Genomic DNA, 12,910 nt, shown 5'->3' on the forward strand with positions numbered 1-12,910 from the left:
CCTGTTGACATCAGAACATAGATCGAACAAATTGAAAACATAACGAGTAAGGGAGAGCCAAATGACTGACATGATCCGTGATATCGCAGCATTCACCTCCATCGCAATGTTCGTTGCCAGCTTCTCACTCATCGTCATCGCGATCTAAATTTTTCAGGGGACTGCATGGTCATCATGCGGTTCGGACGCCGGACTTTCTGGACATCATCGCCCTCCATGCCGACAATGCGTCCGATTCATTCGGTGATTGGGAAGTGATGTCATGGCGGATACGGTAAAGGGTTCGACGGGTGAGGCAATCGGCGGCACGCCGGGCTTCATTCACCTGAGGGTCCACTCCGCCTATTCGCTTCTCGAAGGCGCACTGCCGCTGAAGAAGATCCTCTACAAGGCGACCGGCGACAGCCAACCGGCCATCGCGATCACCGACACCAACAATCTGTTCGTCGCCCTGGAATTCTCCCAGAAGGCAATGGACGAGGGACTGCAGCCGATCATCGGCTGCCAAGTCTCGATCGACATGGAAGACGGGCTGGAGACCGAAAAGCGTGGCGGCCAGCAGGCGTTGGTCAAGCTGCCGTCGATCGTCCTTCTCGCCGCGACGGAGGCCGGTTACGAAAGGCTGGTCGACCTCGTCAGCCGCGCCTATTTGGGCGGCGACAGCAACCAGGCCATTCATATCAAAGCCTCCTGGCTGGAGGACGCCGGCACGGAAGGGCTGATCGCCTTGACCGGCGCCCTGACCGGGCCGGTCGATGCGGCCGTCCGGGATGGTCATCCCGCCCAGGCCGAAGCGCGGCTGCTCATGCTGAAGCGTCTCTTCGGCGACAGGCTCTATGTCGAATTGCAGCGGCACGGCACCTATGACAAACGCCACGAGCAGAAGATCGTCGGGCTCGCCTATGCCCACGACCTGCCGCTGGTCGCAACCAACGAGGCCTTTTTTCCGACACGCGACGATTACGACGCCCATGATGCGCTGATGGCGGTTGCTCATAACGCCATCGTCTCCGACGACAGCCGCTTTCGCCTGACGCCGGATCATTATCTGAAGAGCCGGGCCGAGATGGCCAAGCTCTTTGCCGATCTGCCGGAAGCGCTGGAGAACACGATCGAGATCGCCAAGCGTTGCTCCTTCGTGTTGAAGACGCGCAAACCGATCCTGCCGCGCTTCACGGGTGCGACCGACGACGCCGAGGAGGCCGAACGCGCCGAGGCGGGCGAATTGCGCCGCCAGGCGGTCGAAGGGCTGGACATGCGGCTTTCGACCCTCGGCATGTCGCCGGGTTATGAGGAAAAGGATTATCGCGAGCGGCTGGAATTCGAGCTCAGCGTCATCGAGCGCATGCGCTTTCCCGGCTACTTCCTGATCGTTGCCGACTTCATCAAATGGGCCAAGCAGCATGACATTCCGGTTGGTCCCGGCCGCGGTTCGGGCGCCGGTTCGCTGGTCGCCTACGCGCTGACGATCACCGACGTTGATCCCTTGCGGTTTTCGCTGCTGTTCGAACGCTTCCTCAATCCGGAACGCGTCTCGATGCCGGACTTCGACATCGACTTCTGCCAGGACCGCCGCGAAGAGGTGATCCGATACGTCCAGGCCAAGTACGGCCGCGAGCAGGTGGCCCAGATCATCACCTTCGGTTCGCTGCAGGCCCGCGCAGCACTCCGCGACGTCGGCCGCGTGCTGGAGATGCCCTACGGCCAGGTTGACAAGATTTGCAAACTTGTGCCGAATAATCCGGCCAATCCGACGCCGCTCTCCAAGGCGATCGAGGAGGAGCCGAAGCTGCAGGAGGAGGCGGCGAAGGAACCGGTCGTCGCGCGCTTGCTCGATATCGCCCAGAAGATCGAGGGGCTTTACCGCCATGCCTCGACCCATGCCGCCGGTATCGTCATCGGCGACCGGCCGCTGTCCAAGCTGGTGCCGATGTATCGCGATCCGCGCTCCGACATGCCGGTCACCCAGTTCAACATGAAATGGGTTGAGCAGGCGGGCCTCGTCAAATTCGACTTCCTTGGCCTGAAGACGCTGACCGTCCTGAAGGTCGCCGTCGATTTCGTCGCCAAGCGCGGCATCAGTGTCGACCTTGCGGCCATTCCGCTGGACGACAAGAAGACCTACGAGATGCTGTCACGCGGCGAAACGGTCGGCGTGTTCCAGGTGGAAAGTGCCGGCATGCGCAAGGCGCTGATCGGCATGAAGCCGGACTGCATCGAGGACATCATCGCGCTGGTGGCGCTCTATCGTCCGGGCCCGATGGAGAACATCCCGACCTACAATGCCCGCAAGCACGGTGACGAAGAGCTGGAATCGATCCATCCGATGATCGACCACCTGCTCAAGGAAACCCAGGGCGTCATCGTCTATCAGGAACAGGTGATGCAGATCGCCCAGGTGCTGTCCGGTTATTCGCTCGGAGAGGCCGATCTTTTGCGCCGCGCCATGGGTAAGAAGATCAAGGCCGAGATGGACCAGCAGCGCGAACGCTTCGTCGATGGCGCTGTCAAGAACGGCGTATCGAAGCCGCAAGCCGACAATATCTTCGAACTGCTGGCGAAGTTCGCCAATTACGGCTTCAACAAGTCGCATGCCGCCGCATACGCCATTGTCTCCTACCAGACGGCCTATATGAAGGCGCATTATCCGGTCGAATTCCTCGCCGCCTCGATGACGCTCGACATGTCCAACACGGAAAAGGTCAATGACTTCCGCCAGGACGCCAAGCGCCTCGGCATCGAGGTGATCGCCCCGTCGGTGCAGACCTCCTTCCGCCAGTTCGAAACCGGCGACAACCGCATCTATTATGCGCTCGCCGCCCTCAAGGGCGTCGGCGAATCCGCCGTCGACCATATCGTCGAGGTGCGCGGCGACAAGCCGTTCGCCGGCATCGAGGATTTCTGCCTGCGCATCGATCCGCGCCAGGTCAATCGCCGCGTCTTGGAAAGCCTGATCTTTGCGGGTGCCTTCGATTGTTTCGGCACCGACCGCGCCCAGCTTTCAGCCGGGCTCGACCGTATCCTCGGCTATGCCCAGCGCTCCCAGGAAAACAAGCTGAGCGGCCAGTCGGATATTTTCGGCAGCACGCTCACCTCGGGCCCCGAGAAGATTGCTTTGCCGCCGTTTTCGCCCTGGCTTGCCTCGGAGCGGCTGCTCAAGGAATTCCAGGTGCTGGGCTTCTATCTGACCGCCCACCCGCTCGATTCCTACAGCAATATCCTGCAGAAGATGCGGGTGCAGACCTTTGCCGAATTTTCCGCAGCGATCAAACAGGGCGCGTCCAATGCGCGCCTTGCCGGCACCGTCATCTCCAAGCAGGAGCGCAAGACCCGCACCGGCAACAAGATGGGCATCATCGTCTTTTCGGATTCGTCGGGCCAGTTCGAGGCCGTGCTGTTTTCGGAAATGCTGAACCAATACCGCGACATGTTGGAGTCCGGAAAATCCTTCCTGCTGACCGCGACCGGCGAGGAGCGGCCGGAGGGCATCGGTCTGCGCATCCAGACGATCCAGTCGCTGGAGGAAAAGTCGCTCCAGATGCAGAAGGCGCTACGCGTTTATATCAGAGATTCCGGACCGCTGAAAATGGTCGCCGGCCATCTGAACGCCAAGGGCGACGGCCTGGTTTCCTTCATCGTCATCAAGGAAGAGGGCAAGCGCGAGGTCGAAGTGGCGCTGCCGGAGAAATACCGCATCACGCCGGAGATCGCCGCCGCTCTTCGTGCCGCCCCCGGAGTGGTCGACGTCGAGCTTGTCTGATCAGCCCGGTTGATCGCATCAGCCCCGCGTGATCGTTATGAAATTCGTGCCTTCGCCGGTCTCTGTGCCGAGGCCGGTATCGGAGATCGTCAGCGTCGAGCCGGGCGCGATCAGCGCGTCGATCTTGCGGCGGGTCTCGTCCGGGATGGTAATCCTGCTCAGCGAACGGGCAATCGGCTTGCCGGTGACAATCGAGCTTTCCTGATTGCTGATCCCGAGCCGCTTCATCGTTTCGCGGGAGAGATTGTTTTCGAGGGTGATGCCGAGCCAGTCCGCCGTGCCGGCCTTTTCATCGACCGCGTGCAAAGTGAAGAAATGCGTGCCGAGCGCCAGCCCCGGATCGGTGATCGTCACTGGCGCCTCGAACACCGGTTTGAACGCCTTCCGCACCATGATGACGCCGTTCGGCGGCTCGCCCTTGCCGGCCGCGGCATAGACGGCTTTGAGCAGCCTGTCGGAGATTAGGCTTCTGTCGCCCGCAAATTCCGCTGGACGCAGCGTCTTGAAGGCAGTGACCGCCTGCACGGTCGACGGGCCGAGCAAGCCGTCCGGATCGCCGGCTGAAAAACCGAGCTGGTTGAGAAGGGTCTGAATGTCGATCACCGTCTCGCGCAGCGTCCGGCGTGTGATCAGCATGCTGATCGGCTCGGATGGCGGCTCGATTTCGGGCTTTGGCATCAGCGCCGCTACCGGCATCGGCATGGCCGCCGTGTCGTTCATCGCCACCTGCACCGGCTTTTGCGGGCTGTCTGGCATGGAGGGCCGCAATTCGACATCCGAAAGCAGCGGCATCGCCACCGATGTCTCCGGACGGAAGAGGTTGGGGTGGTCGATCGGCTGCGGCGCCAGCTCGCCATCGCTGATAATGACGGGGATACCGTTGCCGGTCATGCCATAGAGCATTTTTGCGAAAGCGCCGGGCATGCGCACGCAGCCATGCGAGGCCGGATAACGCGGCACCGAATTGGATTCGTGCAGCGCGATGCCGGACCATGTCAGCCTTTGCATGAAGGGCATCGGCGCGTTCGAATAGAGATTGGATTCGTGGTATTTTTGCTTTTCCAGCACCGAGAAGATGCCGCTCGGCGTCGTGTGGCCGTCCTTGCCGGTCGAGACCTTCGAGGTCGCGACGACCTCGGTGCCGTCATAGACCGCAAGCGACTGCTTGTCCTTCGAAACGAAGATCTGCAGCGTGCGTGCATCCGCGGCAAAAGCAGGGTGCACGAGTGCGGTGGCCGACAGCAAGCCGAGGCCGAAGACGAAACGCGAGACCATGATACCCAACCATACGCAATACTGGTCCGGCACATTATGGGACGAAGTTTAAGGAAGATTTGATAGGCCGAACGGCAGCCGGGGTAACAGCCTCAGCGCTGTGATTTAACGCATGTCGTTACCCCCGAACCGCTGCGCAGTTCCGGGCGACACCTCAGTGATCGCGCTTGCTGCCGAAGGTATAGCCGGTCTCGACTGTGCCCTTGCCGAACTTGTCGCGCAGCTTGTCCATCGCTGCTTCGGCCGCTGCCCGCCGGCCCGACTGCCGGTCGATGAGATCGGGCGGGTCGGCGCGGGCGGCGTCGCCGAGATCGGTGACGCCGATGCCGATCAGGCGGAATTTCGTGCCGTCCGTCTCCTTTTCGAGCAGCTCGAGCCCGATCCGGAAGATCCTGTCGGCCAGCTGGGTCGGGTCCTCGAGCCTGCGGTTGCGGGTGCGCGTCTTGAAGTCGGCGCTCTTCATCTTCAGCACGACGGTGCGGCCGGCGATGTCGCCTTTCTTCAAGCGCCAGGAGACCTTTTCGGAAAGATTGCGCAGGATCGGCACCAGATCGTCGTGGCGCGAGATGTCGTCGAAGAAGGTCGTCTCGGCCGAGACGCTCTTGGCGGCATTATTGAGATGCACCTCGCGGTCGTCGATGCCGCGCGAGAGGCGGGCGAGCCGCTGGCCGATGCTGCCGTAGCGGCGCATCAGGTCGTTCTCCTCCATCTGCTGCAACTGGCTGATGGTGCGGATGCCATCCGCTTCCAGCGTCGCGGCAAGGGCCTTGCCGACACCCCAGATCGTGGTGACGGGACGCGGCGCCAGGAATTCGACCGCTTCTTCGCGGCCGATGATGGAAAAGCCGCGTGGCTTCTGCAGGTCGGAGGCGACCTTGGCGAGGAATTTGCAATAGGAAAGCCCGACCGAGACGGTGATGCCAATCTCCGTTTCGATGCGCCGGGCGAATTTGGCGAGCGTGCGCGCCGGCGGGTCGTGATGCAGCCGCTCGGTGCCGCCAAGTTCCAGAAATGCCTCGTCGATCGACAGCGGCTGCACCAGCGGCGTCAGATCCTGCATCAGCGCCCGTACCTGGCGCCCGACCCGGACATATTTCTCCATATCAGGACGGATGACGACGGCCTGTGGGCATGCCTCCAGCGCCTTGAACATCGGCATCGCCGAGCGCACTCCGTGGATGCGGGCAATGTAGCATGCAGTGGAGACGACGCCGCGTTTGCCGCCGCCGATGATCACGGGCTTGTCGGCAAGCTCGGGATTGTCGCGCTTCTCGACGGCCGCATAGAAGGCGTCGCAATCGATATGCGCCAGCGTCAGTGCATGGAGCTCGCGATGGCGCACCAGACGCGGACTGCCGCAGGATATGCAACGGCGCGCCTCACCCTTCTGCTCGGCAAGGCAGTCGCGACAAAAGCCGGGTGTCTTGTCAGGGGCGGGCGTCATGGTGAGAACAAAGGTTGAACGTCGCGACACTACGCCTTAAGCTGACGAGTCTCAAGAGCGGCGGGAGCTTTGCCTTTGGATAACGATATTCGTTTCGAGCCGGTGACGGCGGAACGCTGGGGTGACTTCGAAACCCTGTTCGGGCCGCAGGGCGCTTTCTACCATTGCTGGTGTGTGGCGCTGCGTCTGCCGCATGCGGTGAGGACGAAAATGCCGGCCGACGAGCGCAAGGCGCATATGCAGCAACGGATCGAGGCAGGGCCGCCGCCGGGCATCCTCTGTTATGCCGGTGGCGAGCCGGTCGCCTGGGTGCAGGTCGGGCCACGCCACGACGTGCCGCAGTTCAACTCGCCGCGCACCGTTTCGCGACCGCTGGAAGAGGGCGATGCGCATGATCCGTCGATCTGGGCCGTCAGCTGCTTCTTCCTGCTGCCCAGGCTGCGCGGCAAGGGAATGAGCCATCGGCTGCTCGCCGGCGCGATCGATCACGCCAGGCGCCAGGGCGCGCGGCTGCTGGAAGCCTGTCCGATCGACCAAGTGAAGCAGTCGAAATCCGTGACGCTCTGCATCGGCTCGACTGCGATCTTTGATGCGGCCGGCTTCGAGACTGTGGCTAGGCGCAAGGACGGGCGGCCGCTCATGCGGCTGGAATTGCGCGACTGAGCGTGCCGGCAAGGAAATGCGCCTCGATCAGCTCAGCGGCATGCGCCCAGTCGATGGCGCGGGTAATGTCGTCGGCCGCTGCCGGCGCGAAACGATGGACCGGTGAGTCCGGCATCAGATGAATGAGCAGGCAATCGGCCACATGTTCCCTGACGGAATGCAGATTGTGCGCCATATCATCGATGAAGGCGACGGGAAAGGAGCGGCTGGCATGCAGCGCGTGAACGATCGGCCCCTTGGGCTGCTCGCAGGCAAGCAGCGGAAAGAGCAGCCCGGCGCTGTCCAGCAGGCGGCGGCGCTGATCCTGGAACCGTGGCGGCATCGCCGTCAGGAAAAGGATATCGGCCGCCTGCGAAAGCCGGTCGAGCGTTTCGATGACGTGGTCGACCGGCGTCTGCCACAGTTCCTGCGCTTCGAAAAACTCTTCGATCAGCCGGCTGACCTGGTTGCCCTCGATCTCCGCACCGTCCGCCGTGGAGACGATGTTGCCGTGCAGCCGGAACGATCGCGGCAGGAACTCATGACCCAGGCTTTGAAGAAAAAGCTGGAACGGATCGATGAACTGCAGCACCACATCGTCGACGTCACAGACGATCAGCGGCCGCTCGCCGAGGCGGATATGGGAAATATCGAGATCGGTCACGCTCAGTATTCCCCGGAATCGAGACCCGGCGAGGAGAAATGCCGCCAGGCTGCGGTCACCGTCTCCGGGCTGAGGCCGCTCGCCGCGCAGAAGGCCATCGCCGTCGGCTCGTGGTTCATCAGGAAATCCATCATGCCGGCGAGGAAGCCCGGATCGTTGACGGCGTTGCGCACCTGCCCAGGGGCCACGCCCGTGAGCGCGAGGAAGCGGCCGAACATCTCGGGATCGTCGGCAAGCCAGCCGAGCACGGCGATCGCCGTCTCGTGCGGGTCGGCCGCCAGTTGTTTCGAAGTCTTGAAGTTGCTTTGCATTTCGAGGGGTAAGTTACCTTTTCTTCAACCAAATACCGCTAGCGTGCGCTATCGGTTTCACGGAGCTCTTCATCCGCATGTGTCTTTCTCATGGGACGAACCGCTGCGCGAACGGACGTAGGGACAGCTTGTCATGCCCAAACAGGTGATGATTGTAGAAGATAACGAGCTCAACATGAAGCTCTTTCGCGACCTCATCGAGGCGTCCGGCTATACCACGATCCAGACGCGCAACGGCATGGAGGCGCTCGATCTGGCGCGCAAGCATCGCCCCGACCTCATCCTCATGGATATCCAGCTTCCCGAGGTCTCCGGCCTCGAAGTCACCAAATGGCTGAAGGAAGACGACGAGCTGCACGTGATTCCCGTCATCGCCGTCACGGCTTTCGCGATGAAGGGCGACGAGGAGCGGATCCGCCAGGGCGGCTGCGAGGCCTATGTTTCCAAGCCGATCTCGGTTCCGAAATTCATCGAGACGATCAAGACCTATCTGGGCGATGCCTGACGCATCGGAAAGACGCTTATGACTGCGCGAATACTGGTGGTTGACGATATTCCGGCCAACGTGAAGCTGCTCGAAGCGCGGCTGCTCGCGGAGTATTTCGACGTGATGACCGCCGCCGACGGCCACGAGGCGCTGGCAATCTGCGAGCGCAATCAAGTCGATCTGATCCTGCTCGACATCATGATGCCCGGTATCGATGGTTTCGAGGTCTGCGAACGGCTGAAGGCCAGCCAGAAGACCGCCCATATCCCCGTCGTCATGGTCACAGCACTCGACCAGCCGGCCGATCGCGTGCGTGGCCTGAAGGCCGGCGCGGACGATTTCCTCACCAAACCGGTCAATGATCTGCAGCTGATCTCGCGGGTAAAGAGCCTGCTGCGGCTGAAAACATTGAGCGATGAGCTGCGCATCCGCGCCGACACCGCCCATACGATGGGCATGGGCGACCTGATGCGGGCAGGCGAGGGCCGCGCCGACGAGGCCGGCCAGGTGCTGCTGGTCGATGGCCGCGCCAATTCGCAGGAACGCATCGTCAGGGCGCTGAAGCCCGTCGCCGACGTGCTTGCCCTCTCCGATCCGCAGGCAGCCCTCTTCGAAGCAGCCGAGCACGCCTTCGACCTCGTCATCGTCAACGCCAATTTCGACGATTACGATCCGCTTCGCCTCTGCTCTCAATTGCGATCGCTGGAGCGCACACGCTTCCTGCCGATCCTGATCATCACCGAGCAGGGGGCTGACGAGATGGTCGTGCGTGCGCTTGATCTCGGCGTCAACGATTATATCATCCGTCCCGTCGATCCGAACGAGCTGGTCGCCCGCAGCCTGACGCAGATCCGCCGCAAGCGCTACAATGATCGGCTGCGCGCCAGCGTCAAGCAGACGATCGAGCTTGCCGTGACCGATCCGCTGACCGGACTTAACAACAGGCGTTATCTCGACAATCACCTCACCGTGCTCTTTAACCGGTCGATGGCGCGGGGGCGTCCGCTTTCGGTGCTGATCACCGATATCGACCGTTTCAAGCAGGTGAACGACACCTACGGCCATGACGGCGGCGACGAAGTCCTGCGCGAATTCGCAAACCGCGTCCGTTCGACCATCCGCGGCGCCGATCTCGCCTGCCGCTACGGCGGGGAGGAGTTCGTCGTAGCCATGCCGGACACGTCGCCGGAAGTGGCCGCCGCTGTCGCCGAGCGCCTGCGCGCGGCAGTCGAAAGCGCTCCCTTCATGCTGAAGCACTCCGGCGAAGCGCTCAACGTCACCGCCTCCTTCGGTATCGCCTCACGGATTGGCTCGGTGCTGACCCCCGACCAGCTGATGAAGCAGGCCGATCTTGCGCTTTACGAGGCCAAGAATACCGGCCGCAATCGCGTGGTTGCCGCAGCTGCCTGACGAATCACCCGGCCTCTTGCCGGGCTTTGTAGGTTTTTCCACTGTCGTAAGCCAATTATTACCGATTTTTAACCTTCGCCCATGCGACGCAGGCCAAAAATCTGCAACTTGATAGCCCAAAAATGGACTCCAGGCGTTGCTGTGGATAACGGCGGCGTGCGACATTTTCTGGAATGCCGGACGGCGCTCGGAATGAAATAGGGACTATAAAAGAATGTCTGCTGACAACAGGGTCAAATAGAGTGCGGCGGCGTCACCTCACGTAAGGGGAGGGGCGGCTTAAGTTATTAAGTTATATTGCCGAATTTCTTCTAAGCCTTCACCGCTAGGCTTTGGGTGCAAGCAGAGACGTCAAATCTTTGTGTGCGCCAATCCTGGACTTTTAACCATAAAATCAAGCTAAGAAAATTCATCATTAAGAATTTGTTGATTTTCTTTCATTTCTGCGCAAATTATCGGCTCATAAGAGAAGAGCTCCCGAAGAGGAGCTGTCCATACCCCATGATGCTCAGGTCCGCCGCATCTCCTGGGTCGTGGGGTTGGTCGGCTGGTAGGCAAGTCATAACGGTTCCTCGTGCCGTTTTGCATGCTGGCCGACCCCCTTTCAGGAAAACGCCGTCACTTCCCGAAGATGGAAGGGCGGCGTTGCTTGTTTGCGCTATCATTTCTCAAAGGCGACCGTTTCGGACAATAAAAAACGCGCAACCCAAGGGCGCGCGCTTTTTTGAAATCCGTCAGGCCAAGTGATTACTTGATCTTGGTTTCCTTGAACTCGACATGCTTCTTAGCAATCGGGTCATACTTCGTCTTCGTCATCTTGTCCGTCATCGTACGGCTGTTCTTCGTCGTGACGTAGAAGAAACCAGTGTCGGCTGTCGACAGCAGCTTGATCTTGATTGTTGTAGCCTTGGCCATGGTCGTCCTGCCTTTAAGAAAATGAAAGCCGTGGAAGCCGGATGGGGCTCCACGGCAAATTCTGGCGCGAAACTACGAATCCCGCCCGAAAAGTCAAGTCCGTTTTCGAATGAACATCAATCTGATGCCGGAAAGTAGGGCGTAAAAGCCGAAGAAGGCGGCAATCGCCCAGGCGAAACCGTTATTTCCGGCGACATCGATCGCTGCGCCGATCGCCTGCGGCCCGGCCACGGTTCCCACCGCATAACAGAAGACGAAGGCGGCATTGGCCGCCGCAAGGTCGGAACCGGTCAGACGCGAGCCGAGATGGCTGAGGCCGACCGTATAGAGGCCGGAGACGCAGCCGCCCCAGAACAGCAGGAGTCCGGCCATCAGCAGCCAGTTGTCGACCAACAATGGCAGCATCATCGAGCCGACGAAGCCCATCAGCGCCATGCCGGCGAGAAGCGGCCGCTTGTCCGAGATGCGGTCGGAAAGCAGGCCGAGCGGGATCTGAAAGATGACGTTGCCGACCCCCATCATAGTGAGTAGCAGTGCCGCCTGCGATTCGGTGAAATGGGCGCGCACGGCAAAGATCGGGAAAAGCGACAGGCCGCCCGCTTCGACGGCGCCGAAGATGAAGACCGCTGCCGTCGCCGTCGGCACCAGGAAGACGTAGCGCATGAAATGCAGCTCCGGCTTTTCCTCGAGCGCCGGGCTTTCGTAGCGGGCGATGAAGATCGGAATTGCGGCGAGCAGGATGGCGCCGGCGCCGACCAGGAAGGGGAAGATCCCGTCGCTGCCGAGCAGCGAAAACAGCAGCGGCCCGGCGGCAAAGCCCAGCGAAAGCACGGTCGCATAAATGCCGAGAACAAATCCGCGCTTGGACGGCGGCGAGGCGGCGTTGATCCAGAATTCGGAGAGGATGAACAGCGTCGTCGTTGCGCCGTGGAAGGCGAAACGCAGCGGAAACCACATCCAGAAATCCTGGGCATAGTAGAAACCGAGCGCGCTCAGCGCTGAAATCACCACAGCCCAGAGCATGGTCGGCGCCACACCGTATATGTGAGCGAGCTTGGTTGTAACGGGCGCGGCGGCCATCGCCGCAATGCCTGCCATTGCGGTATTGAGCCCGATCAGGGTCGATGAGATGCCTCGTTTTTCGAGGATGATGCTGAGCAGCGGAAGTCCGAGACCGATTGCGATGCCGACGGCTGATATCGACGAGATGGCTGCCACCAGAGAAGGCCAATGGATTTCTTCGAGATCGCCCGGTGTGCCGTTTCTCGGCTGAGACATTTATCCATCCTTAGAAAGCTTCGCGAGCGAATCGGCCGGTCGCTTCGCATAGAAAGACACGGACGTGCCAAATCCCGGTGACGAGCAGCGTTTCGCAGTATTTCCGATGTGAGTGACCGCCTGCGGAATGTAAAGCCTGTTCAGACAAGAAAAGCTTACCATGTCAACTCGTTGAGGATCGACGACGCCCGCGTCCGGTAGTGGTCGGTGGAGGGCAGCCACTACACGTTAAATATGTCTGGAAGGTGAAGGCATTCAATCCGGCCGCCGGGGAAGATCGTAATCATCGGGGCCATCGCTCTCCCCGCCGAAACCGTGCATGCGCAGCGCCCATTGCAGCCCGATGACGCCGCCTTTGATCGGCTGGATCGAGGCAAGCGCGGTGACGACGGTGATCGGGGCCCAGATGGCGAGATGAACCCATACCGGTAGAACGAAGGTCATGTCGGTCAACATGTAACCACCGACGAGGACATGGCCGAGGACGAGGATGACGATATAGGGCGGCAGGTCGTCGGCGCGGTGATGATGCATCGGCTCGCCGCAGGCAGCGCAGTGATCGACCGGTTTCAGGAAAGCGCGAAAGAGCTTGCCGTCGCCGCAGGCCGGACAGCGGTTCATCAGCCCGCGCAGGATCGAGCGCCGGAGCGGACGTTCGACCTCGGGCGTGCCCCCGTAGCGGACCGTAAGATCGGTCTGTGTGCCCATCGCATGTTCCTTTTCA

General features: G+C 61.1%; 11 protein-coding genes. 4 read left to right on the top strand and 7 right to left on the bottom strand.

Annotation, left to right across the window (positions count from 1 at the left end; all coding sequences use genetic code 11):
* Positions 1–262 precede the first annotated feature (262 nt).
* Complete coding sequence (gene dnaE / locus N2597_RS06515; RefSeq protein WP_183596762.1) at positions 263–3,760, top strand: DNA polymerase III subunit alpha; 3,498 nt, start codon at positions 263–265, stop codon at positions 3,758–3,760.
* An 18-nt stretch (positions 3,761–3,778) separates the two neighbouring features.
* On the opposite strand, the gene N2597_RS06520 is transcribed toward dnaE, so the two are convergent.
* Together N2597_RS06520 and N2597_RS06525 are read right to left on the bottom strand one after the other, a co-directional pair.
* On the bottom strand, positions 3,779–5,035 hold the full coding sequence (locus N2597_RS06520) for a L,D-transpeptidase family protein (protein ID WP_039619126.1): 1,257 nt from the start codon (positions 5,033–5,035) through the stop codon (positions 3,779–3,781).
* A 154-nt stretch (positions 5,036–5,189) separates the two neighbouring features.
* Positions 5,190–6,479, bottom strand: a complete 1,290-nt coding sequence (locus N2597_RS06525; protein ID WP_183596759.1) for a DNA polymerase IV — start codon at positions 6,477–6,479, stop codon at positions 5,190–5,192.
* Between the two features lie 75 nt (positions 6,480–6,554).
* Between N2597_RS06525 and N2597_RS06530 the strand changes: the two genes are divergently transcribed.
* Positions 6,555–7,142, top strand: coding sequence for a GNAT family N-acetyltransferase (locus N2597_RS06530; RefSeq protein ID WP_077993369.1), 588 nt, complete (start codon positions 6,555–6,557; stop codon positions 7,140–7,142).
* Here N2597_RS06530 and N2597_RS06535 read toward each other — a convergent pair.
* On the bottom strand, positions 7,117–7,785 hold the full coding sequence (locus N2597_RS06535; RefSeq protein WP_077993373.1) for a hypothetical protein: 669 nt from the start codon (positions 7,783–7,785) through the stop codon (positions 7,117–7,119). The genes N2597_RS06530 and N2597_RS06535 overlap by 26 nt on opposite strands.
* A gap of 2 nt (positions 7,786–7,787) precedes the next feature.
* Positions 7,788–8,096, bottom strand: a complete 309-nt coding sequence (locus N2597_RS06540) for a DUF3572 domain-containing protein (protein WP_009990435.1) — start codon at positions 8,094–8,096, stop codon at positions 7,788–7,790.
* 133 nt (positions 8,097–8,229) lie between these two features.
* Here N2597_RS06540 and N2597_RS06545 point away from each other — a divergent pair, with 133 nt between their 5' ends.
* Positions 8,230–8,601, top strand: a complete 372-nt coding sequence (locus N2597_RS06545) for a response regulator (RefSeq protein WP_003547430.1) — start codon at positions 8,230–8,232, stop codon at positions 8,599–8,601.
* An 18-nt stretch (positions 8,602–8,619) separates the two neighbouring features.
* Positions 8,620–9,993: a PleD family two-component system response regulator gene (locus N2597_RS06550; RefSeq protein ID WP_077993375.1), complete on the top strand. Its 1,374-nt coding sequence runs from the start codon at positions 8,620–8,622 to the stop codon at positions 9,991–9,993.
* A gap of 747 nt (positions 9,994–10,740) precedes the next feature.
* On the opposite strand, the gene rpmG is transcribed toward N2597_RS06550, so the two are convergent.
* From rpmG to N2597_RS06565, 3 genes are all read right to left on the bottom strand, one after another.
* Positions 10,741–10,908, bottom strand: a complete 168-nt coding sequence (gene rpmG, locus N2597_RS06555; protein ID WP_003587245.1) for a 50S ribosomal protein L33 — start codon at positions 10,906–10,908, stop codon at positions 10,741–10,743.
* A 93-nt stretch (positions 10,909–11,001) separates the two neighbouring features.
* Positions 11,002–12,186 (bottom strand): MFS transporter, encoded by a 1,185-nt coding sequence (locus tag N2597_RS06560; protein WP_038688237.1) that lies wholly within the window; start codon positions 12,184–12,186, stop codon positions 11,002–11,004.
* A gap of 255 nt (positions 12,187–12,441) precedes the next feature.
* Positions 12,442–12,894, bottom strand: a complete 453-nt coding sequence (locus N2597_RS06565; RefSeq protein WP_183596756.1) for a DUF983 domain-containing protein — start codon at positions 12,892–12,894, stop codon at positions 12,442–12,444.
* Positions 12,895–12,910 lie beyond the last annotated feature (16 nt).

It is taken from the genome of Rhizobium sophoriradicis (assembly GCF_025200795.1).
GTDB lineage: Bacteria > Pseudomonadota > Alphaproteobacteria > Rhizobiales > Rhizobiaceae > Rhizobium > Rhizobium sophoriradicis.

Coding starts and splice junctions, on each gene's coding strand:
- dnaE (WP_183596762.1), top strand. CDS start 263: ATGGCGGATACGGTAAAGGGTTCGACGGGTGAGGCAATCGGCGGCACG.
- N2597_RS06520 (WP_039619126.1), bottom strand. CDS start 5,035: ATGGTCTCGCGTTTCGTCTTCGGCCTCGGCTTGCTGTCGGCCACCGCA.
- N2597_RS06525 (WP_183596759.1), bottom strand. CDS start 6,479: ATGACGCCCGCCCCTGACAAGACACCCGGCTTTTGTCGCGACTGCCTT.
- N2597_RS06540 (WP_009990435.1), bottom strand. CDS start 8,096: ATGCAAAGCAACTTCAAGACTTCGAAACAACTGGCGGCCGACCCGCAC.
- N2597_RS06545 (WP_003547430.1), top strand. CDS start 8,230: ATGCCCAAACAGGTGATGATTGTAGAAGATAACGAGCTCAACATGAAG.
- N2597_RS06550 (WP_077993375.1), top strand. CDS start 8,620: ATGACTGCGCGAATACTGGTGGTTGACGATATTCCGGCCAACGTGAAG.
- rpmG (WP_003587245.1), bottom strand. CDS start 10,908: ATGGCCAAGGCTACAACAATCAAGATCAAGCTGCTGTCGACAGCCGAC.
- N2597_RS06560 (WP_038688237.1), bottom strand. CDS start 12,186: ATGTCTCAGCCGAGAAACGGCACACCGGGCGATCTCGAAGAAATCCAT.
- N2597_RS06565 (WP_183596756.1), bottom strand. CDS start 12,894: ATGGGCACACAGACCGATCTTACGGTCCGCTACGGGGGCACGCCCGAG.